This window comes from Stenotrophomonas sp. STEN029 (assembly GCF_056760015.1).
On the sequence record NZ_JBRREC010000002.1, the window covers coordinates 1 to 25,611 of the forward strand.

Here is a 25,611-nt window from a genome sequence, read left to right on the forward strand (position 1 = left end):
CGCCGCCGCGGCGCGGGGGGGGGGGGGGGCCCGTGCCCGGGGGGGTTTATTTTTCGCCCGCCCCCGGGGGGGTGGCCGGGGGGCCCCCCCCCCCCAAGCCACTGGTCGGCCCGGTTGCGGAAATGCCCGGCAATCCGGGCATTCTGTATGCACGTCGCGTGGACGCAGGGTCAGCTTCGCGGCTTACGCCGCTCCTACAGGCATTTCAGGCATTGCCTGGAAGGCCTCAGCCGAGCATGGCTCGGCTCTACAGTCCTCAGATGTCGCTGCCGGTCGGCAGCGCCTGCAGGGCCTTGATGGCCTCGGACAGGACATCCACTTCAGGCTCTTCGAAGCCGCCACGTACGTGGTGTTCGCTGGTGAACAAGCCTTGTTCCAGCAAAGCCAGGCAGGTTTCCTCGCGGGTCCAGCCGCGCGCCACCGACAGGCGGCGAATGCGCTCCATCAGCAGCGGATCGATATCACGCAGAGTCACGTCAGCCATGTGCACCACACTACTGTCGGCGGAGCCCCCCGGCGGCATCATCAACGACACCGCCGGCGGATTCAATCGGCGCGCGGCATCAACCAGCGCGCGACAGCTGGGTAGTGGCATCGACCTCGCACCGCAGCCACCATGCCATCAGCAGGCCCGGCAGGCCCACCACCACCGATACCAGGAAGAAAATCTGCCAGCCATAGGCGTCGGCCAACACCCCTGCAAACGGCCCGACAAACACCCGCCCCAGGGTCGCAAATGCCGATAGCAAGGCGTAGTGGGTAGCCGAGAAACGCGTCCCGCACAGACCACTGAGCAGGGCAACAAACGCGGCCGTGCCCATGCCACCGGCGAAGTTGTCCAAGCTCAATGCAAACAGCAGCAGGCCATCCATCGGGGTGGGCTGGTCCAGGTGGACGATCAACAGGTTGAACGCCGGCACCTCAACCGTGCCCCAGGCCCCTGCTCCTTCCCGCGCCAGCAGGTAGAAACCGAGGTTGGACACCAACTGCAGCACGCCGAAGCCGATCACCGCCGTCGACAGACGCAGACGCAGCAGGAAGAAGCCACCGACGATGGCGCCAACAATCGTCATCAGCAGGCCGATGGTCTTGTTGGCCAGCCCCACTTCAGCCTGGCTGAAACCCATGCCCTTGAGCAGGAACGGGGTGGACAGGCTCAACGCGAACGCATCGCCCACCTTGTACAGCACCACCAAGGCCAGGAATGCCCCCGCGCCACGCATGCCGAAATAACTGCGCAGCGATGCGTTCAGTGTCTCGAACCGCACCCAACGGGTAACCCCCAGCCCCAACACCATGGCCGCGGCGATCTGGGTGACGACGAACACCAGCCGCACCCAGCGGTCGGTGCTGTCCGGATCGAGCCCGAACAACACCAGCACCTGATGGGCCAGCCATGCGCCCAGCGCCACGCCGGCGACCAGCGCCAGGAAACCACGCAGCTCACCGCCGGCCTTGGAGACCGGTGCCTTGAAGCGCTCCGGCAGCTGCGGCATCAACAGCAGCGCCAACACGCCCACTGCCACCGACAGGCCCGCCATCACCCGGTAGACCTGCGGCCAGCTCTGCCATTGCTCGGCCCATATCAGGGTGATGCCGCCAGAAAGAACCATCGCCAGACGATAGCCAAGGACGGTAAGCGAACCGCCCAGGCCGCGCTCGGCCGGCGCCAGCAGATCGGTGCGGTAGGCATCGATCACCACATCCAGCGTCGCCGACAAGCAGGCCACCAGCACCGCGACCGACGCGAACAACGCCAGGTTGCGCGATGGCGACAGCGTGCTCATGAAGGTCAACGCCACGCCAAGCGCGAACAGCATCAGTACGATCCAGCCGCGCCTGCGCCCGAGTATTGGCAGATCGAAGCGGTCGATCAGCGGCGCCCACAGGAACTTGAAGGTGTACGGGATACCGATCAGTGACAGGAAGCCGAGCGTGACCAGGTCCAGCCCGTCCACGGTCAGCCAGGCCTGCATCGCGCCGCCGGTCAGCGCCAACGGCAGGCCGGAGGCAAAACCGAGCAGGAGGATCACGAACAACCGGCGCAGGCGTTGCAGCCCGGCCGGCGGGGCTTCCACTACCGCTTCACTCACAGGTCGTAGTCCACGGTGAACGGGGCGTGGTCGGAGAAGCGCTGGCCGGTATAGATCGAGCTGCCGCGCAGGCGCTCACGCAGGCCGGGGGTGACGAACTGGTAGTCGATGCGCCAACCGACGTCATTGGCGCGGGCCGCGCCGCGGTTGCTCCACCAGGTGTAGTCCTGGCCTTCCGGGTGCAGCGCGCGGTAGGCATCGACCCAGCCACGGCCATTGGCGGTATCGGTCAGCTCGGCCTGGTCGGCGCAGAAGCCGTTCATCCAGTCGCGCTCCTGCGGCAGGCAGCCGGAGTTCTTCTGGTTGGATTTCCAGTTCTTGATGTCCAGCGCGCTGCGCACGATGTTCCAGTCGCCGCACAGCACATAGTCGCGGCCGCTGGCCAGCCATTCGTCGAGGATCGGCTTCAACCATTCCATCACCTCGTACTTGAAGCCCTGGCGCAGCTCGCCCGAGGACCCGGAGGGGATATAGAACGAAACCACGCTGAGGTTGCCGAAGCGCGCCTCGATGTAGCGGCCTTCGTCATCGAACGGCGCCCAGCCCAGTGCCGTACGCACCTCGTCCGGCTCACGCCGGCTCCAGATACCTACGCCGCTATAGCCCTTCTTGGTGATGGCGTCGCGGTAGAAACAATGGTGGCCGTCCGGGCGGAACAGCGCGTCGGTCAGCTGCGACTCCTGCGCCTTGGTCTCCTGGATGCAGAGCACGTCGGCCTGCTGGGCCAGGAACCACTCGTTGAAGCCCTTGGTGGTGGCCGAACGGATGCCGTTGGCATTGAAGCTGGTAATACGCATGAAGGACCGCTATTGGGAAAGCTCAAGACCGGCACAGCATACCGCCCGGACCGGGGCGGCCGACAAACCGGGCCTCAGCTTTACCCTGACAGCAGCCCGGTTCGCTGCGGGGACCCTGCCCCGACCCGCAGCGCAGCAATTGCAAGGGCCATGCTTTACCCTAGGAGCCTCAATAGACGATAAGACAGCGTATTTACATGAGTGACCACCGTTCCCGTTTCCTGCAGCTGGCGTTGAACGCCGACGCGCTGCGTTTTGGCCAGTTCACCCTCAAGTCTGGCCGGGTGAGCCCGTATTTCTTCAATGCCGGCCGTTTTGACACCGGTCTGGCGCTGGCCCAGCTGGGCAACTGCTACGCCGACGCCATCGACGACGCCGGTATTGCCTTCGACCAGCTGTTCGGCCCGGCCTACAAGGGCATCCCGCTGGCCACCTCGATTGCCTGCGAGTTCTCGCACCGCGGCCGCAACCTGCCGTTGACCTTCAACCGCAAGGAAGCCAAGGACCACGGCGAAGGCGGCACCCTGATCGGCGCCGACATGGCCGGCAAGCGCATCCTGATCGTCGACGACGTGATCACCGCCGGCACCGCCATCCGCGAGGCCCTGGCCATCATCCGCGAAGCCAAGGGCATCCCGGCCGGCATCGTGGTGGCGCTGGACCGCCAGGAAATCGCCTCGGAAGAAGACCGCCGTTCAGCCGCCCAGGCGGTGTCCGCGGAGACAGGTATTCCGGTGATCGCAGTAGCCAATCTGGCCGATCTGCTTGCATTCGCGTCCGGGAACCCGGAACTTGTTGGCTATCGCGAACCGTTGCTGGCCTACCGTGGCCGCTACGGGAGCAATCCGACAGGCTGATAGCAGGGGGCTGCCATGGTGCCGAATCCGTCCAAAACCGCCGCGACGTTGGTGCTGATGCTGGCTGCACTGGCATTGCCGGCGCTGGCGCAGAACAAGCCAGCCGATCCCGGCAAGAAGCTGTATTGCTGGGATGAAGGCGGCAAGCGCATCTGTTCGGACACCTTGCCACCGGAAGCGGTGAACAAGGCGCGCGAGGAGTTCAACGCCCGTAGCGGCATCCGCGGTGCGGATGTGCAGCGCGCGCTCACCGCCGAAGAACGTGCCGACGCGGCCCTGGCCAAAGCCCAGGAGGAAGTGGACGCAGCGGCGGCTGATACGCGCAAGCGTACCGAGCAGGCGATGCTGTCCACCTACGCCACTGAAGATGATCTGCGCCGTGTGTTCAGTGAGCGCACGGCGATTGTCGACAACAACGTCAAGACCGCCATCTTCAACGTGACCAGCCTGCGTGGCGCCTTGGCCTCCCAGCTCGCCAACGCCGGCAACAAAGAGTTGGCCGGGCAGAAGGTACCTGACAAGCAGGCCGGCGAGATCCGCCAGCGTCACAACGAACTGATCGCACAGCTGCGCCTGCAGATGGCGTTTGAGCAGCAGCGGCAGGCATTGGAAGTTGAGATCGCCGAGAGCCTGGCGCGGTATCGCGAGCTGAAGGGGATTGCAGCGCCGGTTGATACCGCAGCGGCTGCAACCGCACCTACTGCCAGCACAGAGCCTGCCAAAGGCTGAGCGATAGCCGGTAGGCGGTAGTGCCGAGCCATGCTCGGCAGGGGCTTTCCCGATCAATTGTTGGATTGAGAATGAAAGCGGCCTGAGGGCCGCTTTCTTCTTAAAAGCTTCCAGTCAAAAGCTTCCCCTCATCCGCCCCTACGGGGCACCTTCTCCCGTAAACGGGAGAAGGGATTGGCTTCCTGCAATTCCAAGTCCGCGAGCTGCTGCAAGTCCCTGAGCTGCTGAAAGTCCGTGAGCCAAAGCAAAGCCAGCCGCAAGCCATGACCGCCATGCCTTCTCCCGCCTGCGGGAGAAGGTGCCCCGCAGGGGCGGATGAGGGGGCTTCGGCTTCGGCTTCGGCCCTGGCTCTGGCTTCGGCCCTGGCCCTGGCTCTGGCTTCGGCCCTGGCTTCGGCCCTGGCTTCAGTTTTGGCTCTGGTTCTGGACTTTGACGCCGCTTCCACCGCGCCGTCAGCCGCCCCTCCCCAAAACCCCACTTTTTACGCGCCTTTTACGCCAACCCAACCCCAGCAGCGTCGATCGTTTACGCCCCCCGGGCGGACGATAGCGGCCTGATCGGGGTGATCAGACTTGTCGCTCGCGCCTGCCTGCCGCCCTACCCGTCCATCGACGCATACTCCGGCATCCCCGGCCGCGTCCTGATCCTGATTCGAGGTTTCCATGCCCGGCTGGCTTGCTCTGTTGTGCGGCGTAGTGGTGCTGATCGCCGCTGCCTACCTGTTGTACGCGGTCCTACGACCTGAGTCGTTCTGAGGAGCGCCATCGTGATTGAACCCATCCTCATCATTCTGGCCAGCCTGGCGCTGGCATGGCCGCTCGGCCTGTACCTGGCGCGGCTGATGCGCGGTACGCCGATGCGCATCGACGTCCTCTTCCATTGGGTCGAAAAACCGCTGTACCGCGTGCTCGGCATTGATCCCAACCACTCCATGTCCTGGCGCGGCTATGTGGTCGCGTTCCTGATCAGCAACCTGGTGTTGGCGGTGCTGACCCAGGCGGTGTTCATGACCCAGGCCTGGTTGCCGTTGAATCCGGACAACATTCCCAACATGCGTTGGGACACCGCGCTGCACACCATGGTGTCGTTCCTGACCAACACCAACCAGCAGCACTACAGCGGCCAGGCGCAGCTGTCCTATTTCGCGCAGATGACCGGCATCACCGGCCTGCAGGTGATCACCCCGATGATGGGCTTGGCACTTGCAGTGGCAACGCTGCGTGCCTTGTTCATGAAGCCTGCCAGCAACGACACCGGCAATGCCCCCGTACGCGTCACCGTGGGCAACTACTACGCCGACGTGGTGCGCCTGTGCCTGCGCTTCCTGCTGCCGCTGTGCCTGGTATGGACGCTGCTGCTGAACTGGCAGGGCGTGCCTTCCACGCTGGCCGCTGGCCCGCAGGCGACGCCGATCGATGCCAGTGCCGGCATGGACACGCAGAAGATCCCGCTCGGCCCGGTCGCGGCGATGGTCGCAGCCAAGCAGCTCGGCGCCAATGGCGGCGGCTGGTACGGCCCGAACAGCGCCTTCCCGCTGGAAAACCCGACGCCCTTGTCGAATGCACTGGAACTGATCGGCATCCTGCTGATCCCCATGGCCATCATCTGCATGCTCGGCAGCTTCACCGGCCGGCGTCGCTTTGGTGCGCTGGTGTTCGGCTGCATGCTGACCATGTCGGTACTGTCCACCAGCGCCAGCCTGTGGCTGGAAGGCCACAGCCGCAGCGCCACCAGCGCCTTGCTGATGGAAGGCAAGGAAGCACGCTTCGGTGCCGATGGCACAGCGCTGTGGTCGTCCATCACCACCCAGGTGCAGAACGGTTCGGTCAACGGCATGCATGATTCGCTGAGCCCGCTCGGCGGCATGATGCCCATCGTCAACATGCTGATCAGTGCCATCTGGGGCGGCATCGGCTGCGGCATCCAGCAGTTCCTGGTCTATCTGATGATGGCGGTGTTCCTGGCCGGCTTGATGACCGGTCGCACACCCGAGCTGCTGGGCCGCAAGCTGGAAACACCACAGGTACGCCTGCTCGCGGTGCTGGTGTTGCTGCAGCCGATCACCCTGCTCGGGCTGACCGCACTGACCCTGGCCGTGCCCGGCCTGGCCGGCACCTCCAACCCCGGCTTCCATGGCATCAGCCAGGTGTTCTACGAGTTCACCTCGGCCTATGCCAACAACGGCTCGGGCTTTGAAGGACTGGCCGACAACACCATGTGGTGGAACCTGAGTTGCGCACTGGTGTTGGTGCTGGGTCGTTTCCCGATCCTGATCATCCCGCTGGTCATCGCCACCCAGCTGGCCGCCAAGCGGCAGGTGCCGCAAAGCGCGGGCAGCCTGCAGATTGAAACCCCGACCTTCGCATTGACGCTTATCTGCGTGGTCATTGTCCTTACCGTGCTGCAGTTCCTGCCAGCGCTGGTGCTTGGCCCGGTGGCCGAACACCTGAGCCTGGTGGCCCTGCAGGGAGCCCCCTCACCGTGAACGCCTCCATGAACCGCTCCGCCTCTCCTGCGGCATCTTCTCCTGCGGCAGCGCGCCGCCCCACCCTGCTCGATGCCGCCGGCCTGCGCCGTGCGCTGCTCGACTCGGTCCGCAAACTGTCGCCGCTGCACCTGCTGCACAACCCGGTGATGGCGGTGGTGATGGCCGGCACCGTGCTGGCGCTGATCGTCACCCTCAGCGGCACCGCGCCGTTGGGCTTTGGCCTGGCCGTCACCGCGATCCTGCTGGTGACGGTGCTGTTCGGCAATTTCGCCGAAGCCGTGGCCGAGGCGCGTGGCCGTGGCCAGGCCGCGTCGCTGCGCCGTGCACGCCAGGACCTGGTCGCACGGCGTGTCGCCACGCCGTTGCAGGGTGCTGCCGAAAGCCGCGTCCCCGCTGCCGAGCTGCGCCCCGGTGAGTATGTGATCGTCAGTGCCGGCGAGTTCGTGCCGGCCGACGGCGAGATCGTGCGTGGTCTGGCCACCATCAATGAGGCTGCTGTCACCGGCGAATCCGCACCGGTGCTGCGCGAGGCCGAGACCGACCGCTCCGGCGTGATCGGCGGCACCAAGGTGCTGTCTGACGAGATCGTGGTGCGGGTCAGTGCCGAGCCGGGCCACAGCTTCCTCGACCGCATGATCGCGCTGGTCGAAGGTGCCAACCGGCAGAAGACGCCAAACGAGATCGCGTTGACCCTGTTGCTGGCGGCGATGTCGCTGACCTTCCTGGTGGTGGTGGCAACGCTGCCGGCGATTGCCGGCTTTGTCGGCGTCACGGTCGATCCGCTGCTGCTCATCACCCTGCTGGTGTGCCTGATCCCGACCACCATCGGCGGCCTGCTGCCGGCCATCGGCATCGCCGGCATGAACCGTGCGTTGTCGGCCAATGTGCTGGCCAAGTCCGGCAAGGCCGTGGAAGTAGCCGGCGACGTCGACGTGCTGTTGCTGGACAAGACCGGCACCATCACCTACGGCGACCGTCAGGCCACCCACTTCCATCCACTGGCCGGTATCGACGCTGCACAGCTGCGTGAAGCATCGCTGCTGTCGTCACTGGCGGACCCGACTCCGGAAGGCAAATCCATCGTGCGCTTGGCACGCCAGCAGGGTTGCACCACCGCCGAGCCGGACCACGTTCATGCGGATCCCTCCGCAAAAGCCCGCACATCCATGTGCGGGGTCCTGAATTATCTGCCCTTCACCGCACAAACCCGCATGTCCGGCGTTGACCTGGACAACGGCCGCAGCATCCGCAAGGGAGCCTCCGATGCCATCACCGCGCATGTACTGGCCTTGGGCGGCAGCGTGCCGAACGAGCTGCAGGCGCGGGTGGATCAGGTTGCCCGTGGCGGTGCCACGCCGCTGGTGGTCAGCGAAGGAAAGCACGTACTCGGCGTGGTCGAGCTGGCCGACGTGGTCAAGCACGGCATGCGCGAGAAATTCGCGCAGCTGCGGGCGATGGGTATCCGCACGGTGATGATCACCGGCGACAACCCGCTCACCGCCGCCGCCATCGCCGCCGAGGCCGGTGTCGACGACTACATCGCGCAGGCCCGGCCGGAAGACAAGCTGGCGCGCATCCGTGCCGAGCAGGCCGGTGGCCGGCTGGTGGCGATGGTCGGTGACGGCACCAACGATGCACCAGCGCTTGCCCAGGCCGATATCGGTTTGGCAATGAACTCCGGCACGCAGGCGGCCAAGGAAGCCGGCAACATGGTCGATCTGGATTCGGATCCGGCCAAGCTGCTGGCCGTGGTGGAAGTCGGCAAGCAGCAGCTGATCACCCGCGGTGCGCTGACCACCTTCTCGCTGGCCAACGACGTCTCCAAGTACTTCGCGATCCTGCCGGCGCTATTCGCCGCCAGCATTCCGTCGATGGCGGCCTTGAACGTGATGCAGCTGTCGAGCCCGCGCAATGCGGTGCTGGCAGCGCTGATCTTCAATGCCTTGGTGATCCCGGCCCTGATTCCGCTGGCCCTGCGCGGCGTGCGCTTCCGTCCGGCCACCGCCACCGCGCTGCTGCGCCGGAACATGCTGGTGTACGGCCTGGGCGGCGTGCTGCTGCCGTTTGCGGCCATCAAGGCCATCGACCTCCTTCTTGTCCTGGTATTTGGCGCATGAACACCTCCAACACTTCCTCCCGTCGTGCCGGCAACCCGCTGTGGTGGCCGGCCATTGGCCTGTCCTTGTTCGGCCTGCTTGGCACCGGCCTGGTCTATGCAGTGTTGGCGACCGGCGTCTCCGGCGCGTTGTTTCCGGCGCAGGCTGATGGCAGCCTGATCCGCGATACCGACGGACAGGTGCGTGGCTCGCTGTATCTGGCGCAGCCGTTCGCTGGCAATGGCTACTTCCAGACGCGTCCTTCGGCGGCCAACTACGATCCGATGGCCGCGGCCGGCAGCAATATGGCGCGCAGCAATCCGGACCTGGTCAAGCGGGTCAGCGAAGCCACTGCTGCCGCCGCAGCGCGCGAGAAGATCGATCCGGCCACCGTGCCGGGCGATCTGGTCACGCAGTCGGCCAGCGGCTTGGATCCGGAGCTGTCGCCTGCTGCCGTACAGATGCAGGTGGCGCGTGTGGCCGCTGCACGTGGTTTGCCGCTGGCACAGGTGCAGGCGTTGGTTGATGCACAACTGCAGGACCGCCAATGGGGCGTGTTCGGGCAGCCACGGATCAACGTGATTGCCCTCAACCGGGCGCTGGATCAGGCCGCGCATGCGCCGTGATGCGGGGCGCACCTGCAACAGCGCACAATCGTCGCCATGAACGACTCCCGTAGCCGCCAGGCCGATGCCTTGGCCGAGGCCCTGCAACGCGACGCCGGCGGCAAGCTGACCGTGTTCCTCGGCGCCGCACCGGGCGTGGGCAAGACTTTCAGCATGCTCACCCGCGCCCAGGAACAGCTGCGGCGTGGGGTGGATGTCGTTGCGGCCGTGGTTGAAACCCATGGCCGCAACGACACCGCCGCCCTGCTCGACGGCCTGCCGCGCATTGCAATGTGCGCGGTGGAGTACCACGGCCATCAGCTGCAGGAAATGGATCTGGATGCGGTGCTGGCACGCAAGCCGGCGCTGGTGCTGGTCGATGAGCTGGCCCATCGCAATGCTCCCGGCAGCCGCCACGAACGGCGCTGGCAGGACGTGATGGAGCTGCTCGATGCCGGCATCGACGTATGGACCACGATCAACATCCAGCACCTGGAAAGCCTCAACGATGTGGTGATGCGCATCACCGGCGTACGCGTCAGCGAGACTGTGCCCGACGTGGTGTTCGACCGTTTGCACGACATCGTGCTGGTCGACCTGCCGCCGCGCGAGCTGATCGAACGCCTGCAGCAGGGCAAGGTCTACGTGCCGGAACAGGCAGCGCAGGCACTGCAGGCATTCTTCTCGCCGGCCAACCTCACCGCCCTGCGCGAACTGGCGATGCAGGAAGCTGCCGACCGCGTCGACAGCAGCCTGCGCGAGACCCGCGCCGCACGCGGCGAAGGCAATCTGCCGCTGCGTCGGCGCGTTGTGGTCGCCATCGACGGCGGCGGCCAGAGCGAATACCTGGTGCGGGTGGCGCGACGCATCGCCGAGCGCCGCGATGCACCGTGGACCGTGGTGACCGTGCAGCACCGCCGCCACGACGAGGCCACCCGCCGCGAGATCGACGATGCGTTCGCACTGGCGCGGCGTCTGGGCGGCGATGCCGAGCTGCTGCACGGGCCGGGCATTGCCGATGCGCTGCTCGACTACGCCGCGCACAACGCCGTGTCGTCGCTGGTGCTCGGCCGCACCCGCGAGCGGCCGCTGGCGCGGCTGTTCAACCAGACCCTGACCCAGCAGCTGATCCAGCGCGGCGCGCACTACGAAATCACCATCATCAGCACGCCGCAGGCACGCGCCAACGCGCGTCGCTTCGGCCTGGCGCTGGCCCCGGACAGCTGGGGCAAGGATGCGATGACGGCGGTATTGGCCACCGTCGGCGCCTGCCTGGCCGCATGGCTGGGCGAACACTGGATAGGCCTGAGCGACCTGGCGATGGTGTTCATCGTCGCGGTGGTGCTGGTGGCGGCGCGCACCCGCATGAGCGCGGCGGTGCTGGCGGCGACGCTGTGCTTCCTCGCCTATAACTTCTTCTTCATCGCACCGCGTTTCACCTTTGCGATCAGTGCGCGGCAAGGCGTGATCACCGTCTTCCTGTTCCTCGCCGCCGCACTGGTTGCCGGCCGTTTGGCATCGCGTCTGCGCATGCAGGTGGTGGCGCTGCGCGCGGCCAATCGCCATGCCAATGTGCGGCAGACCTTGGGCCGGCAGCTTGTCGGTGCCACCGACAATGCCCAGGTCGCGCATGCTGGCCGCGTGGCCCTGGAGCAGGCACTGGATGCACCGGCGTGGGTGCGGCTGGGCGATGACACCAGCACCAGTGGCACGGCAGCGCCGGGCGATACCGACCTGGCTGCCGCCGATTGGGCGCTGCGGCATGGGCAAGCGGCCGGCCGCTTCACCGACACCCTGGCCGGCGCCGGCTGGTGGTTCCTGCCGCTGCTTGACGGCGAAGCGCACGCAATCGGCGTGGCCGGCCTGCGCTTCGATCATCAACATCCACGGCTGGCCCCGGAACAGCGCCAGCTGGTGGAAGCGATGGCCGACGACATCGCCCAGGCCGCATTGCGCACACGGCTGGTCGCCGATCTGGAAACCGCGCACCTGCACAACGAAACCGAGCGCCTGCGCTCGGCCCTGTTGTCCTCGGTCTCGCACGACCTGCGCTCGCCGCTGGCAGCGATGATCGGCTCGGCCGACAGCCTGTCCAACTACGCCGATGCGATGGATGCCAACGACCGCCGCGCCCTGCTCGACACCATCGTGGTCGAGGGCGAGCGGCTGGACCGCTACATCCAGAACCTGCTCGACATGACCCGGCTCGGCCACGACGGACTCAAGCTCAACCGTGACTGGATCGGCGTGGACGAGCTGATCGGCTCGGCCGCACGCCGCCTGCAGCGCTACCAACCGGACGTGCGCCTGCAGCTGGATATTCCGGCGGACATGGTGCCGATCTGGGTGCACCCGGCGCTGGTCGAGCAGGCCGTGTTCAACGTGATGGAGAACGCCGCCAAATTTTCGCCACCCGGCGTGCCCGTCGAAGTACGCGCACGCCAGCAGGGCAATGAGCTGCGTATCGAGGTGATCGACGCCGGCCCGGGCATTCCCGACGCCGAACGTTCGCGCATCTTCGACATGTTCTACAGCGTGGAGCGTGGCGACCGCGGCCGCCAGGGCACCGGCCTGGGCCTGACCATCTGCCAGGGCATGATCGGCGCGCACGGTGGCAGCGTCGAAGCGCTGCCGGGACGCGGCGGACGCGGTACCCTGATCCGCATGACCCTGCCCCTGCTCCAGCCGCACCCCGAGAGCCCGCGCGATGATGGCTGAAGCGCCGGCCATTCCGCCGCCGCGCGTGCTGGTGGTCGATGACGAAGTGCAGATCCGGCGCTTTCTGGATATTTCGCTGCGCGCGCAGGGCTATGCGGTGAGCCAGGCCGCCAACGGCGCCGAGGGCCTGCAGCGGCTGGCCGAGGACGGCGCCGATCTGGTGGTGCTGGATATCGGCCTGCCCGACATGGAAGGCCACGACGTGCTGGCCGAGTTACGGCAATGGAGCCAGGTGCCGGTGATCATGCTCAGCGTGCGCGCCGGCGAAGCGGAGAAGGTGCGCGCCCTGGACAACGGCGCCAATGACTACGTGACCAAGCCGTTCGGCACCCAGGAGTTGATGGCCCGGGTGCGTGCCTTGTTGCGTAGTCGCAGCACCGACAGCGAAGGCCAGGTGCCGGTGTTCGATGACGGCCGCCTGCATATCGACCTGTCACGCCGCGATGTGCGCGTGGATGGCGAAGCGATTGCACTGACCCGCAAGGAATACGCATTGCTGGCCTTGCTGTTGCGCAATGCCGGGCGGGTGGTGACCCAGCCGCAGATCCTGCAGGAAATCTGGGGGCCGACACATCGGCATGACACGCACTACCTTCGCATCCTGGTGGGCCGGCTGCGGCACAAGCTTGGCGATTCGGCGCTGGAGTCGCGTTATCTGTTCACCGAGCCGGGCGTTGGTTTGCGGTTTGGTGGTGCGTGATCAGCACGGCTTGTAGGAGCGGCGTCAGCCGCGAAGCTGGTGAAACAACAGGCGTTCGTTGATCTGAGATTGCTGGATACGGAAGCCACTGTGGCCTCGCGGCTGACGCCGCTCCCACAAGCATGCATAGGCTGAAGCAAAGGCAACCCCTCCCCGGCCCTCCCCTTGGCTGCGCCAAAGGGAGGGGGTGTAGTGCGCGCAGCCTGTCAGATCGAAGCGCAGCCGCCTGTCTCCCTCCCTTTGGCGCAGCCAAGGGGAGGGTTGGGGAGGGGTGCTTTTCGCTGCAGTCCAAAGCCCTCCAACAAAACTTGCTATGCAAGAAAGCAACTGACGAATGGCGGAGGTCCAGAAAACAAAAAGCCGCCCACGCGATGCGTGGACGGCTCTTGCGGAACGACACCGCCGATCAGAACCCCAGCTCGGTCCCCACCGGCAACACCTGCAGCAACTGCTCGCGGAACACACCCTTGATCCGCTCCAGCGCCACTTCATCGTTGGCCTCAAAACGCAGCACCAGCACCGGCGTGGTATTGGAGGCACGCACCAGACCCCAGCCATCGCTGAAGTCGGCACGCAGGCCGTCGATCGTCGAGATGCGCGCGCCTGCGAACGGCGAGTCCTCAACCTGCGCTGCAGCCACGATCAAGGCCACCTGCGCATGCTGCGTGCCCTCTTCCACCGCCACCTTCAACTCCGGCGTGGAGATCGCATCCGGCAACTCGTTCAATACCTCGGACGGTTCTTCATCACGCTGCGCCAGAATCTCCAGCAGGCGTGCCGCCGCATACAGGCCATCATCAAAGCCGTACCAGCGTTCCTTGAAGAAGAAGTGGCCGCTCATCTCGCCCGCCAGCTCGGCATCGGTCTCGCGCATCTTGGCCTTGACCAGCGAATGCCCGGTCTTCCACATCATCGGGCTGCCGCCGTTGCGCAGGATGTAATCGGACAACTTGCCGGTGCACTTCACGTCGTAGATGACCATCGCGCCGGGGTTGCGCGCCAGCACATCGGCGGCGAACAGCATCAGCAGACGGTCGGCGAAGATGATCTTGCCATCCTTGGTGACCACGCCGAGGCGGTCGCCATCACCATCGAAGGCCACGCCCAGGTCCGCGTCGAAGCGCTTGACCATCTGCACCAGGTCTTCGAGGTTGTGCGGGTCGCTGGGGTCCGGGTGGTGGTTGGGGAAGTCGCCATCCACTTCGCAGTACAGCGGGATCACCTCGGCACCAATGGCTTCCAGCAACTGCGGCGCCACTGCGCCAGCCACGCCATTACCGGCATCAGCAACGACCTTGAGCGGACGATCCAGCTGCACGTCATCGGCGATGCGCTGCACGTAGTCGCTGATGACCTCACGTTGCTGCAGGCTGCCTTCGTTGTCGGCATGCTGCAGGCGGCCTTCCTGGATGCGCTTGTACAGGTCGGTGATGGCGTCGCCGGACAGCGTCTCGCCACCGATGACGATCTTGAAACCGTTGTAGTCCGGCGGGTTGTGGCTGCCGGTAACCGCCACGCAGCTGCCAGCGCGCAGGTGATAACTGGCGAAATACACCACCGGCGTCGGTGCCATGCCGATATCGATCACATCGCAACCAGCGCGGCGCAGGCCGGTGATCAAGGCATCGGCCAGCTCCGGCCCGGACAGACGACCATCGCGGCCCACCACCACATCGCGCAAACCCTGCGCCTGCATTTCGCTGCCGATGGCCTGGCCAATCAGCGTGGCGACATTGGCATTCAACTCGGCACCAAGCACACCGCGGATGTCGTAGGCACGGAATATGACCGGCAGGACCGCGTCCGCACCCGGCTCGACGCGCGCCGGCGGCGCATCAGCAGCGCGCGCATTGGCCGAGGCCGGCAGCGGTTGCGGGTCCTGCTCCAGCGCTTCCTGCAGGGTCAGGCCGCTATCGTCGTCCTGCACGGTGTTCCTGCGCAGGACGGGTAGATTCGCCAAGCGCTTGCGGCCCAGCAACAACAGCAACGCAATCGCCACCAGCAACAACGCCACGATACCGCTTGGAATCACTCCCAGGCCCATCAAGCCGGCGCTGGCATCCGGCAGCTCAGCGACAACGCGCAGGCCGGTATCGCCGACCGGGCGCGCCAGTGCATCGGCACTGTTACCCAGATCGGTGGCGCCCTTCTGGACGATGGTGAAACCACCCTGGCGCAACCCGAGAAAGGCGCTGTTCGGCGAATCGATGCCATCAAACACGGAGGTCAGCCGGGTCAGCGGCTGACGGATGTAGATCACCGCCGGTTTGCCCTGCAACAGCACCGGTGCGGCCAGGCCCAGCCTCGGGCTACCACCATCGCGGACCACCAGCGCTACCGGCTGGCCGGTGGCCATGGCCTGTTCCAGCAGTGCCAGTCGCGAGTAGCCGAACGCCGCCGGATCGGCATACGCCTCGGTCAGGCTGGCGTCGAGAACCTGCGCGTCTTCCACCCCGGTCCACTTGTCACGTACCGCCAAGGCGACGGCAGCTGCATCACCGCTGGCCAGCGCGGCCTTGACCGGCTCCAATGCCAGCTGCTTGCCGAACTGCGCAGTCTGCGTAGCCAGCGCCTGCTGCACGCCAGCCACGGCCTGATCGCGGGATTGCTCAAGCCCGGCACTGGTACCGGACTGCATCCATTGATCTACCGCACTCCAGCCGAACCAGGCGGCCAACAACAGCAGCAGTACCGCCAGCAGTGGCGTTGATCGACCCAGCGCTGGACGTGGCCGCCCGCTCTCATTCCCTTGGCTCATCGTGCGTTCCCCCTGTCAGCGCACCCCGGTGTGGCCGAATCCACCCGTTCCACGTGCACTGTCGATGAAAGTATCTACTACCTGCAACGTCACCCGTGCAATCGGCATCACCACCAACTGCGCGATCCGGTCGCCCGGTTCAATGGTGAAGGCGTCGCGGCCTCGGTTCCACACACTGATCAGCAGTGGGCCCTGGTAATCGGCGTCGATCAGGCCGGTGCCATTGCCCAGCACGATGCCGTGGCGGTGGCCCAGCCCGGAGCGCGGCAGAACCACCGCACACAGGCCAGGATCGGCGATATGGATCGCGATGCCGCTAGGCAGCAGGGCCGCATCGCCGGGCTCCAGCGTCAGCGCCGCTTCGGTCGCCGCGCGCAGGTCCATGCCGGCGCTGGCCTCGGTGGCGTAGGCCGGCAGCGGCCAGCTGTCGCCGAAGCGCGGGTCCAGCAATTTCACCTGCAAGGGCTGCAGTCCATTACTCATGCGTCCAACCTCTCGGCAATCAAATCCAGTAATTGTTCGGCCAGCTGGGTCTTGGCGGTGCCCGGGAATTCGCGCAGGCCGTCGTTCCAATAGGCCACGGCTGCGTTCTGGTCGCTCTCGAAACCATTGCCAGCGATACCGACCTGGTTGGCGATGATCAGGTCCAGGTGCTTGTCGGCCAGCTTGCCGCGTGCGTACTTCTCCACATCGTGGGTTTCGGCGGCGAAGCCCACCACCAGCTTCAAGGCCTGCTCCTGCACGGCCACTTCGGCCAGGATGTCGGCGGTGCGCACCAGTTCCAGGGTCAGGGTCTGGCTGCCGGCGGTCTTCTTCAGCTTCTGCGGCGAGACCTGGCGCGGCGTGTAATCGGCCACGGCGGCCGCGCCAATGTAGATATCGGCCGGCAAGGCACCGAGTACGGCCTCACGCATCTGCGCGGCCGAGCGCACGTCGATGCGCTGCACACCGGCCGGCGTGGCCAGCTGTACCGGTCCGCTGACCAGCACCACCTGCGCGCCCTGGCGGGCGGCGGCGGCGGCCAGGGCATAGCCCATCTTGCCGCTGCTGCGGTTGCCGACATAGCGCACCGGGTCCAGATCTTCGTAGGTGGGACCGGCGCTGATGAGCACGCGCATGCCGTTCAGGCGGCCCGGCTTGGCCGGGGCCTGCGGGGCCAGGTTGCCGGCAAGCGCAGCAATGATGGTTGGTGCTTCACTGACCCGACCCGGGCCGGATTCACCTTCGGCCAGCGGGCCGTCCTCCGGCCCGATCACCTGCACGCCGCGCTCGCGCAGCAGTGCCATGTTGGCCTGGGTAGCCGGATGCAGCCACATGCGGTGATTCATTGCCGGGCACACGGTCAGCGGCGCGGTACTGGCCAGACACAGCGTGGTCACCAGGTCGTCGGCATTGCCGTGCGCCAGCCGCGCCAGCAGGTCGGCCGTGGCCGGGGCGATGAGGATGCGGTCGGCCCAGCGCGCCAGTTCAATATGGCCCATGGCCTGCTCGGCGGCGCTGTCCCACAGCGTGGTCCGGGTGGGATGGCCCGAAAGCGCCTGGAAGCTCAGCGGAGTGACGAACTGCTGCGCACCAGCCGTCATCGCCACCTGCACGGTGGCGCCGGCATCACGCAGCCGACGCACCAGCTCCAGCGACTTGTACGCAGCGATGCCACCGCCTACGCATAGCAGCAGCTTCTGTCCTTCCAAGGGGCGGGAAGTGGGGGAAACGGCGGTCACGGATGGGGATTCCTAGGTACAGAAGAAGGGTTAGCTTAACCGAAGGCTTTGTTACGCCTGATCCAGTTTTTGGCAAATGGCGGTGAATCTGCCCCTCATGCATATCCGTGATTGGCCCAGCGCTGAACGCCCGCGCGAAAAACTGCTGGCACGTGGCGCAGCCGCACTTTCCGACGCTGAACTGCTGGCGATTTTCCTCGGCTCGGGCCTGCGCGGGCGCGATGCGGTACAGACCGCGCGCGAGCTGCTGCATGCGCACGGCCCGCTGCGGGCACTGCTGGACCGCAGCGCACCGCAACTGGCCAGATTGCCGGGGCTGGGTCCTGCCCGCGCCTGCCAGCTCAGCGCCGCGATGGAACTGGGCCGGCGCCATCTGGCCGCCGGGCTGGAGCGCGGCGATGCGCTGACCGACCCAGCCGCTGCCGGCCGCTACTTCGCCCAGCGCCTGCGCCACCGCCCGCAGGAGGTGTTCGCCGTGCTGTTCATGGACAACCGCCACCGGGCCTTGGCCTTTGAAGAGTTATCCACAGGGACGGTAGACAGCGCCGAAGTACATCCGCGTGAGGTCGTCCGCCAGGCCTTGGCCCACAACGCTGCGGCGGTGATCGTCGGCCACAACCACCCGTCCGGGAATCCTGAACCGTCGGCGGCCGACCGCGCCATCACCGCACGGCTGCAGCAGGCCTTGGCGCTGGTGGATATCCGCCTGCTCGACCATTTCGTGGTCGGTGACGGCGCGCCAGTGTCGCTGGCCGCGCGGGGCTGGGTCTGAACGCCTCAGCCTGAACCCCCTCCGGCCTACCCCGGCCCCCAGATCTGCCCGGTCGGACACCGGAATCCCCCTTGAACGCTGGTCGCCGCAGCTTTTCTGTTTTTTTGACATTGCTGACCCCAGCAGGCGTGCCGCGGGCGGCCTCGTCGCAGGTCAGGTAAAATGGTCAGTTCCGCGCTTCAAGCAGAATAGTCACGTGAAAGCCCAACTCCGCGCCCTCATCGGCCAAGGCATCGAAGCCTTGCGCGCCAACGGCACCTTGCCTGCCGACACCCTGCCGCCGGATTTCGTGGTCGAGCGACCCAAGACCCGCGAACACGGTGATTTCGCCACCAACGCCGCCATGCTGCTGGCCAAGGCCGCACGCACCAATCCGCGCGCCGTTGCGCAGGCGCTGCTTGCCGCATTGCCGGCCAGTGACGACATCGTCAATGTCGAGATCGCCGGCCCTGGCTTCATCAATTTCAAACTCTCGCCGGTGGCTTACCAGCGCGAAGTGGTCAGCGTGCTCAAGGAAGCCGACGATTACGGCCGCAACCTGAGCGGCAACGGCCGCAGCGTCGGCGTCGAATACGTGTCGGCCAACCCGACCGGCCCGCTGCATGTCGGCCACGGCCGCGCCGGTGCGATCGGCGATTGCATTGCCCGCGTGCTGGAAGCCAACGGCTGGAACGCCAAGCGTGAGTTCTACTACAACGACGCCGGCGTGCAGATCGAAAACCTGGCCAAGTCGGTGCAGGCGCGCGCACGCGGCTTCAAGCCGGGCGATGAGCAGTGGCCGGCCGAAGCCTATAACGGTGAATACATCGGCGACGTGGCCAAGGCCTACCTGCTGGGTGAGACCGTGGACCTCGAGGGCAGCCAGGTCGTCGGCGCCAAGGATGCCGAGAACCTGGAGGAAGTCCGCCGCTTCGCCGTTGCCTACCTGCGCAATGAGCAGAACCTGGACCTGGCCGCATTCGGCGTGGATTTCGATATCTACTTCCTGGAAAGCTCGCTGTACAAGGACGGCAAGGTCGCCGAGACCGTGCAGCAGCTGATCAGCTCCGGCCACACCTACGAGGAAGGCGGCGCGCTGTGGCTGCGCTCCACCGATTTCGGTGACGACAAGGACCGCGTGATGCGCAAGTCCGACGGAACGTTCACCTACTTCCTGCCGGACGTGGCTTATCACCTGAGCAAGTGGCAGCGCGGTTACGAACGCGCCATCACCGAACTCGGCGCCGACCACCACGGCTCGCTGGCGCGTGTGCGCGCCGGCCTGCAGGCGCTGGACCTGGGCATCCCCAAGGGCTGGCCGGAATACGTGCTGCACCAGATGGTGACGGTGATGCGCGGCGGCGAGGAAGTGAAGCTGTCCAAGCGTGCCGGCAGCTACCTGACCCTGCGTGACCTGATCGAGGAAGTGGGCAGCGATGCGGTGCGTTGGTTCCTGATCGCGCGCAAGCCCGACTCGCAGCTGACCTTCGACATCGACCTGGCCCGCCAGCAGAGCAGCGACAACCCGGTGTTCTATGTGCAGTACGCGCATGCCCGCGTGTGCTCGCTGCTGCGCCAGGCGCAGGAAAAGGGCCTGGACTACAAGCAGGCCGACGGTCTGGCCGCGCTGTCGCGTCTGGGCGACGACGCCTCGCTGGAACTGATGAACGAAATCTCGCGTTACCCGGAAGTGGTGGAAGCAGCCGGCATCGCGCTGGAACCGCACCAGATCGCGCAGTACCTGCGTGAATTGGCACACGCTTTCCACACGTGGTATCACGGCACCCCCGTGCTGGTGGATGATGCAGCCGAGCGCAACGCCAAGCTCACCTTGGCCAGCGCCGCACGGCAGACCCTGGCCAATGGCCTGAGCATCCTGGGCGTCAGTGCCCCGGAAAAGATGTAAACACCTGGAGACGCAGTAGACATGGCAGCACGACGCGGCAAAACCCAAGCCCGGCGCAACAACGACAATGGCACGCCCGGCTGGGTGTGGCTGGTTGCCGGCGTGGCGATTGCGGCGGTGGTGTTCCTGGCGGCGCCGAACCTGTTCAAGAAGGACGGCGACGGTTTCCTGCGAGTAGGCCCGCAACCCAACCCGGACGCACAGCCGGCACCGGTTGCTGACGCCGACGTCGACGCCGGGGTGGAATCGAACAAGCCAGCCACGCCTGCCGGTGCCAAGCCGGAGGAAAAGCCAGCCACCCAGTACGACTTCTACACCCTGCTGCCGGGCACCGAAGTACAGATGTCCGACGCCGAGTTGGCCGCCAGTGCCAAGGCCGAGGAACAGCGCCGCGCGGCAGCCGCGCGCGCGACTGCGGCGGCAACGCCGGCTACTCCTGCGACGCCGCCGACCGAGGCCCAGCGTGCACAGGCAGCACTGGAAGGGCGTCCGTTGCCGGCACCGGTGAGCGAAGCCACCCGCCAGCCGGCGCCGATCAGCGAAACGGCATCGCGTCCGGTGCAGGTTGCCAGCGTTACTCCGGCGGCCACCGCTCCGAAGCCGGCACCTGCGGCCGCAGCTCCGGCTCCGACCGTCGCTGCAGCCACACCGGCGGCTGCGACCGAGAACGTGCGCTACATCCTGCAGGCAGGTGCGTTTGGTGCGTCGGGTGATGCCGAATCGACCAAGGCCAAGCTGGCGATGATGGGCCTGGCAGCGCGCGTGGAATCGGCGCAGATCAACGGCAACACCGTATACCGCGTGCGCATGGGCCCGTATGGCACCGCCAGCGAACTGGCCGAGGCCAAGGCCAAGCTCAACGGCACTGGCTTGCAGGCGATGGCGATCAAGGCGCAGTGAAGTCGCCTATGGCGGCCTCACCCCAACGTTTGTGAAACAAACTTTGGGCCCCGTGCCCTTCCTGTCCAAAACCCTGCGCCTGTCGGCGTGCCCCCTTTACTAAAGGGGGGAGGTGAAACCGCCGATGGCGGCTTCACCCCAAGATTTGCTTCGCGAATCTTGGGCCCCGTGCCCTTCTTATCCAAAACCCCGCGCCTGTCGGCGCGCCCCCTTTACTAAAGGGGGCTGTTGCGACTGACAGGTCGATCGAAGAGCTTCTCGATCATTTAGGCCCTGACGTCGTTTTGATGTTGGGGCTTTTTGTTGGTGCCGTTGTAGCCCGGGTAAGCAGAGCGCACCCGGGGCTTTGAGTGCGCGCCTATTCGTGCGTCGATTCTTCTTGCTACGTTGTTTTTACCCGCGAAGAGCACCCCTCCCAAACCCTCCCCTGCGCCTGCGGCGCAAGGGAGGGAGCGAAGCGCGGCTTCGCTCCGCATCGCTGCGAACTGGTCGATCGCACAGTCAGCCCCTTCCTTGCGGCGCAGGGGAGGGTTGGGGAGGGTTGGCTCTTGGCTCTTGGCTCTTGGCTCTTGGCTCTTGGCTTCTGGCTCTTGGCTTCTGGCTCTTGGCCTTGGCTTTGGCTTTAGCCCTTCTCCCGCCTGCGGGAGAAGGGTTGGGATGAGGGGGCGCTTTAGCTTTGGCCCTTAGCTTGAGGCATCGCCCTCCCCCCACACCCCCACCGCCGCAAAGTGCGAAAATCGAAATCCCCTGCCCCAAGGATTCCGCAATGTCCAAGACCGCTTTGATCACCGGCGCCACGTCCGGCTTCGGCGCCGCCGCTGTCCGCCGCTTTGCTGCGGCCGGCTGGAAAGTGATCGCCACCGGTCGTCGTGCCGAGCGTCTGCAGCCGCTGGTTGAAGAATTCGGCGCCGACAAGATCCACGCTGCCGCCTTCGACATCCGCGATGCCGCTGCAATGGAAGCTGCTCTCGCCGCCCTGCCACCCGCCTTCCGCGACATCGACCTGCTGGTCAACAACGCCGGTCTCGCCCAAGGCACGGCCGCCGCACAGCACGCCAGCCTGGAAGACTGGCGCACGATGATCGACACCAACATCACCGCACTGGTGACGCTGACCCATCATCTGCTGCCCAAGCTCGTGGAGCGCCGTGGCGCGATCATCAACATCAGCTCCACCGCCGCGCTGTATCCGTATCCAGGCGGCAATGCCTACGGCGGCACCAAGGCCTTCGTCAGCCAGTTCTCGCTTGGCCTGCGCTCGGACCTGCACGGCACCGGCGTACGCGTGACCGCGATCGAGCCGGGCATGGCCGAAACCGAATTTACCCTGGTGCGTACGCACGGCAATCAGGCTGCATCCGATCAGCTGTACGGCGGTGCCAGCCCGATGACAGCCGAAGACATCGCAGAGCAGATCTTCTGGGTGGCGACACTGCCCGAACACCTCAACGTCAACCGCATCGAGTTGATGCCGGTCAGCCAGTCGTTTGCTGGCTTCCAGGTGGCACGCAACGCCTGATCGCACGAAGCGCAGCCCTTGGCTGCGCCTTCGCGGCAACTCAGTCCAGCCAGCCGTCACGCTCGCTGTGCAGGATGCGGGCATCAATGCCGCTCATGCGCACTTCAACGCGCTGGTTGCGGGCATTGCGCGCTTCCAGCTTCCAGGTGGCGCCGTCGCGCTCCAGCGAGTGGATCTCGCGCAGGCCAGCGGCGCCGGCACGGGCCAGGATCTGCTCGCTGCCCAGCAGGGCGCGACCATCGTGTTCATCGAAGATCTCGCCGGTCGCCGGGTCCACCCACACCTCGGCGAAGCGGCCATCAGCGCGCGCCACATCGGCTTCCCACAGGCCGTCGTCCTTCTCGATCTCGTGGATCTGGGTATAGCCGGCGGCACGCAGCTTCTGCTCGACCTCGGCCATGCCCAGCGACTTGGTCTGCGCATGGGCGCTGGTGCTCAATGCCGCGGCGATGGCGGCGGTGACGAACAATGACTTCAACATGGGGGAGTTCCTTGAGTGCTGCCGGATCAGCCCGGCCCGGACAGTCTCCGCCGCCTGCCTAACAGCGCCCTAGCCAGCACTGTTAGTCGATTGTTAGCCAGGCGCGCTATCAATAGCGCCATGGTTTCCTACCGCACCCTTGTCGCCCTCGCTGGCCTGTCCTTGCTGACGGCAGGCACGCCGCTGGCCATCGCCCATGGCCAGGACGCCGCACAGCAGACCGCGCGCCAGGCCTTGAAGCAGGGCCGCTACGTGCCGCTGGAAAACATCGTGCGCGACGCGCTGAAGCGACATCCCGGCAAGCTGCTGGAAGTGGAACTCGACGACGGCATCTACGAAGTGGAGATCCTGCGCGCAGACGGCGTGGTCATCGAGCTCGACTATGATGCCCGCAGTGGCGCCCTGCTGAAGACCGAACTGGACGATTGATGCGGATCCTGTTGGCCGAAGATGACCTTGAACTGGCCAGCCGCCTGCAACCCTTGCTGGAGCAGGCCGGCTACGTGGTCAGCCACGTCAGCGATGGCCGTGAGGCCGAGGAACTCGGCCAGATCGAGGAACTGCAGGCAGCCATCGTCGACCTTGGCCTGCCTGGGCTGGATGGGCTCAGCGTGATCGAACGCTGGCGCGGCAATGGCCGCGACTTCCCGGTGCTGGTGCTGACCGCACGCGGGCGCTGGCACGACAAGTTGGCCGGCTTCGATGCCGGTGCCGATGACTACCTGACCAAACCTTTCCAGGCCGATGAACTGATCCTGCGGCTGCGGGCGCTGATCCGCCGCAGCAATGGCCATGCGAGCGCGCAGCTGAGCTGTGGGCCGCTGCAACTGGAGATCAACGCCGGGCGCTTCCTGCTGGAAGGACAGCCACTGTCACTGAGTCCGCAGGAATTCCGCCTGCTCAGCTATTTCATCCACCATCCCGGCAGCGTCGTCAGCCGCGAGCGACTGGGCGAGCAGGTATTCGACGGCGGCCATGATCCGGATTCCAATGCACTGGATGTGCTGCTGGGACGGCTGCGGCGCAAGCTTGGCGTGGACATGATCCAGACCGTACGCGGCCAGGGTTGGCGTTTGGTCGCACCAGCATGAAGGCGCTTTCACTGCGTGCGCGCCTGCTGCTTGCCGGCGGTCTCGGCCTGGTGTTGGTATCGGTGCTGGCCGGTGTACTGCTGGGGCGCTTGTTCGAACACGCAGCGCGCGACAACCTGGACACGCAACTGGAACAGGATCTGCTTACCGTATTGGCGCAGGCCGAGATCGACGCCAGCGGCAAGCTCACGCTGCGCCAGGAACCCAACGATGCCCGCTTCCAGCGGGTGTTCTCCGGCGCGTACTGGCAGATCGCCACGACCGATGGGCAGGTGTTGCTGCAGTCACGTTCGTTGTGGGACGAGAGCCTGCAGCCAGCGATTCCGGGCATTCCCGCCCAGGCAAGTGGCGTGGACTTCAGCGGTCCCATGCGGCAGCCCCTGCGCGGCCTCACCCAACAGGTGCGTCTGCCACGCAGCCAGGCGCCACTGCAGGTCACCGTCGCCAGTGATCGCAGCCAGCTGGACGCCGATGTCGCCCGTTTCCGCCAGCGCTCAGCGCTGGCGATGGCGGTATTGATCGCGGCGTGGCTGGCCGTGCTGGTCAGCCAGGTGCAGTTCGGCCTGCGCCCACTGCGCGCGCTTGGCACGCGCGTGGAACAGGTCCGCCACGGCGATGCCGCGCAGATCAGCAGCGAGGGGCTGGGGCGCGAAGTTGCGCCGCTGGCCGATGAACTCAACGCCCTGCTCGCGCATCACCAGCGTATGGTCAGCCGCGCGCGCAGCAGTGCGCAGGATCTGGCGCATGCGTTGAAGACACCGCTGAGCGTGCTGCATGCCGAAGCCGATGGCAGCGGCGAGCACTGGCGGCAAACCCTGCGCGAGCAAAGCCGGCGCGTGCAGGCCAGCATTGATCGCTACTTGGCAGCTGGCATGGCCGCGGACCGGCATCAACGCAGCGCAGTCGCGCCGGTCGTGCAATCGCTGTGCCGGCTGATGCAGCGCGTGCACAGCGAGCGTGAAATCCGCTTCGTCGCCGACGATATCGATGCGCAGCTGTGCTTTGCCGGCGCGGCCGCGGATCTCGAGGAAATGCTCGGCAATCTGCTCGACAACGCTGGTCGCTGGGCAGCGCATGAAGTGCGCATCCAGGCACGTGCAGACAATCAGCAGGTACTGATCGACATCATCGACGACGGCCCGGGCTTGGCCGAGGAAGCGCTGCAACAGGTGCTGCAACGTGGCGTGCGCCTGGACGAACGCGATGGCAGCAGCGGGCTTGGGCTGGCGATAGTCGGCGACATCGTCGACAGCTACGGCGGCCGCCTGACCCTGCGCAATACCGGCAGCGGCCTGTGCGCCAGCCTGCAGCTGCCACGGGCCTGAGCGCACATCGAATCAATCCGCCAAAGAAAACGCCGCGCAGGCGGGCCGGCGCGGCGTTCGCTGTTTCCTTGCAGGT

Annotated in this window: 22 protein-coding genes; 15 read left to right on the plus strand and 7 right to left on the minus strand. The window is 66.1% G+C overall.

Annotation, left to right across the window (positions count from 1 at the left end; translation table 11 throughout):
* Positions 1–256: 256 nt before the first annotated feature.
* The 3 genes from ACVOLI_RS00555 to ACVOLI_RS00565 all read right to left on the minus strand — a co-directional run bounded on the left by ACVOLI_RS00555 (position 257) and on the right by ACVOLI_RS00565 (position 2,890).
* Positions 257–484 (minus strand): hypothetical protein, encoded by a 228-nt coding sequence (locus tag ACVOLI_RS00555; protein ID WP_296252813.1) that lies wholly within the window; start codon positions 482–484, stop codon positions 257–259.
* Between the two features lie 79 nt (positions 485–563).
* A complete protein-coding gene (locus ACVOLI_RS00560) occupies positions 564–2,093 on the minus strand; it encodes an AmpG family muropeptide MFS transporter (RefSeq protein ID WP_481533081.1) in 1,530 nt (509 codons plus the stop codon).
* Positions 2,090–2,890, minus strand: a complete 801-nt coding sequence (locus tag ACVOLI_RS00565; RefSeq protein ID WP_481533082.1) for an exodeoxyribonuclease III — start codon at positions 2,888–2,890, stop codon at positions 2,090–2,092. The genes ACVOLI_RS00560 and ACVOLI_RS00565 overlap by 4 nt, the downstream gene beginning before the upstream one ends.
* Positions 2,891–3,087: 197 nt before the next feature.
* On the opposite strand from ACVOLI_RS00565, the gene pyrE reads away from it, so the two are divergent.
* The 8 genes from pyrE to ACVOLI_RS00605 all read left to right on the plus strand — a co-directional run bounded on the left by pyrE (position 3,088) and on the right by ACVOLI_RS00605 (position 13,083).
* Complete coding sequence (pyrE, locus tag ACVOLI_RS00570) at positions 3,088–3,747, plus strand: orotate phosphoribosyltransferase (protein WP_481533083.1); 660 nt, start codon at positions 3,088–3,090, stop codon at positions 3,745–3,747.
* 15 nt (positions 3,748–3,762) lie between these two features.
* A complete protein-coding gene (locus tag ACVOLI_RS00575; RefSeq protein WP_481533084.1) occupies positions 3,763–4,476 on the plus strand; it encodes a hypothetical protein in 714 nt (237 codons plus the stop codon).
* Between the two features lie 662 nt (positions 4,477–5,138).
* Positions 5,139–5,231: a potassium-transporting ATPase subunit F gene (locus tag ACVOLI_RS00580; protein WP_054660392.1), complete on the plus strand. Its 93-nt coding sequence runs from the start codon at positions 5,139–5,141 to the stop codon at positions 5,229–5,231.
* A gap of 11 nt (positions 5,232–5,242) precedes the next feature.
* Positions 5,243–6,961 (plus strand): potassium-transporting ATPase subunit KdpA, encoded by a 1,719-nt coding sequence (gene kdpA, locus ACVOLI_RS00585; RefSeq protein WP_481533085.1) that lies wholly within the window; start codon positions 5,243–5,245, stop codon positions 6,959–6,961.
* An 8-nt stretch (positions 6,962–6,969) separates the two neighbouring features.
* A complete protein-coding gene (gene kdpB, locus ACVOLI_RS00590; protein ID WP_481533086.1) occupies positions 6,970–9,081 on the plus strand; it encodes a potassium-transporting ATPase subunit KdpB in 2,112 nt (703 codons plus the stop codon).
* On the plus strand, positions 9,078–9,686 hold the full coding sequence (gene kdpC, locus ACVOLI_RS00595) for a potassium-transporting ATPase subunit KdpC (RefSeq protein ID WP_481533087.1): 609 nt from the start codon (positions 9,078–9,080) through the stop codon (positions 9,684–9,686). The genes kdpB and kdpC overlap by 4 nt, the downstream gene beginning before the upstream one ends.
* A gap of 36 nt (positions 9,687–9,722) precedes the next feature.
* Positions 9,723–12,383: an ATP-binding protein gene (locus ACVOLI_RS00600; protein ID WP_481533088.1), complete on the plus strand. Its 2,661-nt coding sequence runs from the start codon at positions 9,723–9,725 to the stop codon at positions 12,381–12,383.
* A complete protein-coding gene (locus ACVOLI_RS00605; protein WP_481510772.1) occupies positions 12,376–13,083 on the plus strand; it encodes a response regulator transcription factor in 708 nt (235 codons plus the stop codon). Before ACVOLI_RS00600 ends, ACVOLI_RS00605 begins: the two co-directional genes overlap by 8 nt.
* 406 nt (positions 13,084–13,489) lie before the next feature.
* Here ACVOLI_RS00605 and ACVOLI_RS00610 read toward each other — a convergent pair whose 3' ends face one another.
* From ACVOLI_RS00610 to coaBC, 3 genes are read right to left on the minus strand one after another with little or no spacing between them, the layout of a single operon-like run.
* Complete coding sequence (locus tag ACVOLI_RS00610) at positions 13,490–15,841, minus strand: phosphomannomutase/phosphoglucomutase (RefSeq protein ID WP_481533089.1); 2,352 nt, start codon at positions 15,839–15,841, stop codon at positions 13,490–13,492.
* Positions 15,842–15,856: 15 nt separating this feature from the next.
* Entirely contained in the window at positions 15,857–16,324 is a 468-nt protein-coding gene (dut, locus tag ACVOLI_RS00615) for a dUTP diphosphatase (protein WP_282272235.1), read from the minus strand.
* Positions 16,321–17,562 (minus strand): bifunctional phosphopantothenoylcysteine decarboxylase/phosphopantothenate--cysteine ligase CoaBC, encoded by a 1,242-nt coding sequence (gene coaBC / locus ACVOLI_RS00620; RefSeq protein WP_481533090.1) that lies wholly within the window; start codon positions 17,560–17,562, stop codon positions 16,321–16,323. The genes dut and coaBC overlap by 4 nt, the downstream gene beginning before the upstream one ends.
* A gap of 97 nt (positions 17,563–17,659) precedes the next feature.
* Between coaBC and radC the strand changes: the two genes are divergently transcribed.
* The 4 genes from radC to ACVOLI_RS00640 all read left to right on the plus strand — a co-directional run bounded on the left by radC (position 17,660) and on the right by ACVOLI_RS00640 (position 22,638).
* Complete coding sequence (gene radC, locus ACVOLI_RS00625; RefSeq protein WP_481533166.1) at positions 17,660–18,334, plus strand: RadC family protein; 675 nt, start codon at positions 17,660–17,662, stop codon at positions 18,332–18,334.
* Positions 18,335–18,530: 196 nt separating this feature from the next.
* Positions 18,531–20,219, plus strand: coding sequence for an arginine--tRNA ligase (gene argS / locus ACVOLI_RS00630; RefSeq protein ID WP_481533091.1), 1,689 nt, complete (start codon positions 18,531–18,533; stop codon positions 20,217–20,219).
* A 21-nt stretch (positions 20,220–20,240) separates the two neighbouring features.
* Positions 20,241–21,119, plus strand: a complete 879-nt coding sequence (locus tag ACVOLI_RS00635; RefSeq protein WP_481533092.1) for an SPOR domain-containing protein — start codon at positions 20,241–20,243, stop codon at positions 21,117–21,119.
* A gap of 766 nt (positions 21,120–21,885) precedes the next feature.
* A complete protein-coding gene (locus ACVOLI_RS00640; RefSeq protein WP_481533093.1) occupies positions 21,886–22,638 on the plus strand; it encodes an SDR family NAD(P)-dependent oxidoreductase in 753 nt (250 codons plus the stop codon).
* Between the two features lie 40 nt (positions 22,639–22,678).
* Here the strand turns inward: ACVOLI_RS00640 and ACVOLI_RS00645 are convergent, their stop codons facing one another.
* Positions 22,679–23,119, minus strand: a complete 441-nt coding sequence (locus ACVOLI_RS00645) for a PepSY domain-containing protein (RefSeq protein ID WP_481533094.1) — start codon at positions 23,117–23,119, stop codon at positions 22,679–22,681.
* 120 nt (positions 23,120–23,239) lie between these two features.
* Here ACVOLI_RS00645 and ACVOLI_RS00650 point away from each other — a divergent pair, with 120 nt between their 5' ends.
* The 3 genes from ACVOLI_RS00650 to ACVOLI_RS00660 are packed head-to-tail and all read left to right on the plus strand — an operon-like array spanning position 23,240 to position 25,535.
* Complete coding sequence (locus ACVOLI_RS00650; protein ID WP_481533095.1) at positions 23,240–23,548, plus strand: PepSY domain-containing protein; 309 nt, start codon at positions 23,240–23,242, stop codon at positions 23,546–23,548.
* Entirely contained in the window at positions 23,548–24,210 is a 663-nt protein-coding gene (locus ACVOLI_RS00655) for a response regulator transcription factor (protein WP_481533096.1), read from the plus strand. Before ACVOLI_RS00650 ends, ACVOLI_RS00655 begins: the two co-directional genes overlap by 1 nt.
* Positions 24,207–25,535 (plus strand): sensor histidine kinase, encoded by a 1,329-nt coding sequence (locus ACVOLI_RS00660; RefSeq protein WP_481533097.1) that lies wholly within the window; start codon positions 24,207–24,209, stop codon positions 25,533–25,535. The genes ACVOLI_RS00655 and ACVOLI_RS00660 overlap by 4 nt, the downstream gene beginning before the upstream one ends.
* The last annotated feature ends 76 nt before the right edge of the window (positions 25,536–25,611 follow it).

Bases quoted from the DNA above. Each gene is read 5' to 3' on its own strand.
- kdpC (WP_481533087.1), top strand. From the start codon at position 9,078: ATGAACACCTCCAACACTTCCTCCCGTCGTGCCGGCAACCCGCTGTGG.
- ACVOLI_RS00635 (WP_481533092.1), top strand. From the start codon at position 20,241: ATGGCAGCACGACGCGGCAAAACCCAAGCCCGGCGCAACAACGACAAT.
- pyrE (WP_481533083.1), top strand. From the start codon at position 3,088: ATGAGTGACCACCGTTCCCGTTTCCTGCAGCTGGCGTTGAACGCCGAC.
- ACVOLI_RS00605 (WP_481510772.1), top strand. From the start codon at position 12,376: ATGGCTGAAGCGCCGGCCATTCCGCCGCCGCGCGTGCTGGTGGTCGAT.
- ACVOLI_RS00610 (WP_481533089.1), bottom strand. From the start codon at position 15,841: ATGAGCCAAGGGAATGAGAGCGGGCGGCCACGTCCAGCGCTGGGTCGA.
- dut (WP_282272235.1), bottom strand. From the start codon at position 16,324: ATGAGTAATGGACTGCAGCCCTTGCAGGTGAAATTGCTGGACCCGCGC.
- ACVOLI_RS00655 (WP_481533096.1), top strand. From the start codon at position 23,548: ATGCGGATCCTGTTGGCCGAAGATGACCTTGAACTGGCCAGCCGCCTG.
- ACVOLI_RS00660 (WP_481533097.1), top strand. From the start codon at position 24,207: ATGAAGGCGCTTTCACTGCGTGCGCGCCTGCTGCTTGCCGGCGGTCTC.
- ACVOLI_RS00640 (WP_481533093.1), top strand. From the start codon at position 21,886: ATGTCCAAGACCGCTTTGATCACCGGCGCCACGTCCGGCTTCGGCGCC.
- ACVOLI_RS00600 (WP_481533088.1), top strand. From the start codon at position 9,723: ATGAACGACTCCCGTAGCCGCCAGGCCGATGCCTTGGCCGAGGCCCTG.
- kdpB (WP_481533086.1), top strand. From the start codon at position 6,970: ATGAACCGCTCCGCCTCTCCTGCGGCATCTTCTCCTGCGGCAGCGCGC.
- ACVOLI_RS00650 (WP_481533095.1), top strand. From the start codon at position 23,240: ATGGTTTCCTACCGCACCCTTGTCGCCCTCGCTGGCCTGTCCTTGCTG.
- ACVOLI_RS00575 (WP_481533084.1), top strand. From the start codon at position 3,763: ATGGTGCCGAATCCGTCCAAAACCGCCGCGACGTTGGTGCTGATGCTG.
- ACVOLI_RS00580 (WP_054660392.1), top strand. From the start codon at position 5,139: ATGCCCGGCTGGCTTGCTCTGTTGTGCGGCGTAGTGGTGCTGATCGCC.
- radC (WP_481533166.1), top strand. From the start codon at position 17,660: ATGCATATCCGTGATTGGCCCAGCGCTGAACGCCCGCGCGAAAAACTG.
- ACVOLI_RS00565 (WP_481533082.1), bottom strand. From the start codon at position 2,890: ATGCGTATTACCAGCTTCAATGCCAACGGCATCCGTTCGGCCACCACC.
- ACVOLI_RS00555 (WP_296252813.1), bottom strand. From the start codon at position 484: ATGGCTGACGTGACTCTGCGTGATATCGATCCGCTGCTGATGGAGCGC.
- ACVOLI_RS00645 (WP_481533094.1), bottom strand. From the start codon at position 23,119: ATGTTGAAGTCATTGTTCGTCACCGCCGCCATCGCCGCGGCATTGAGC.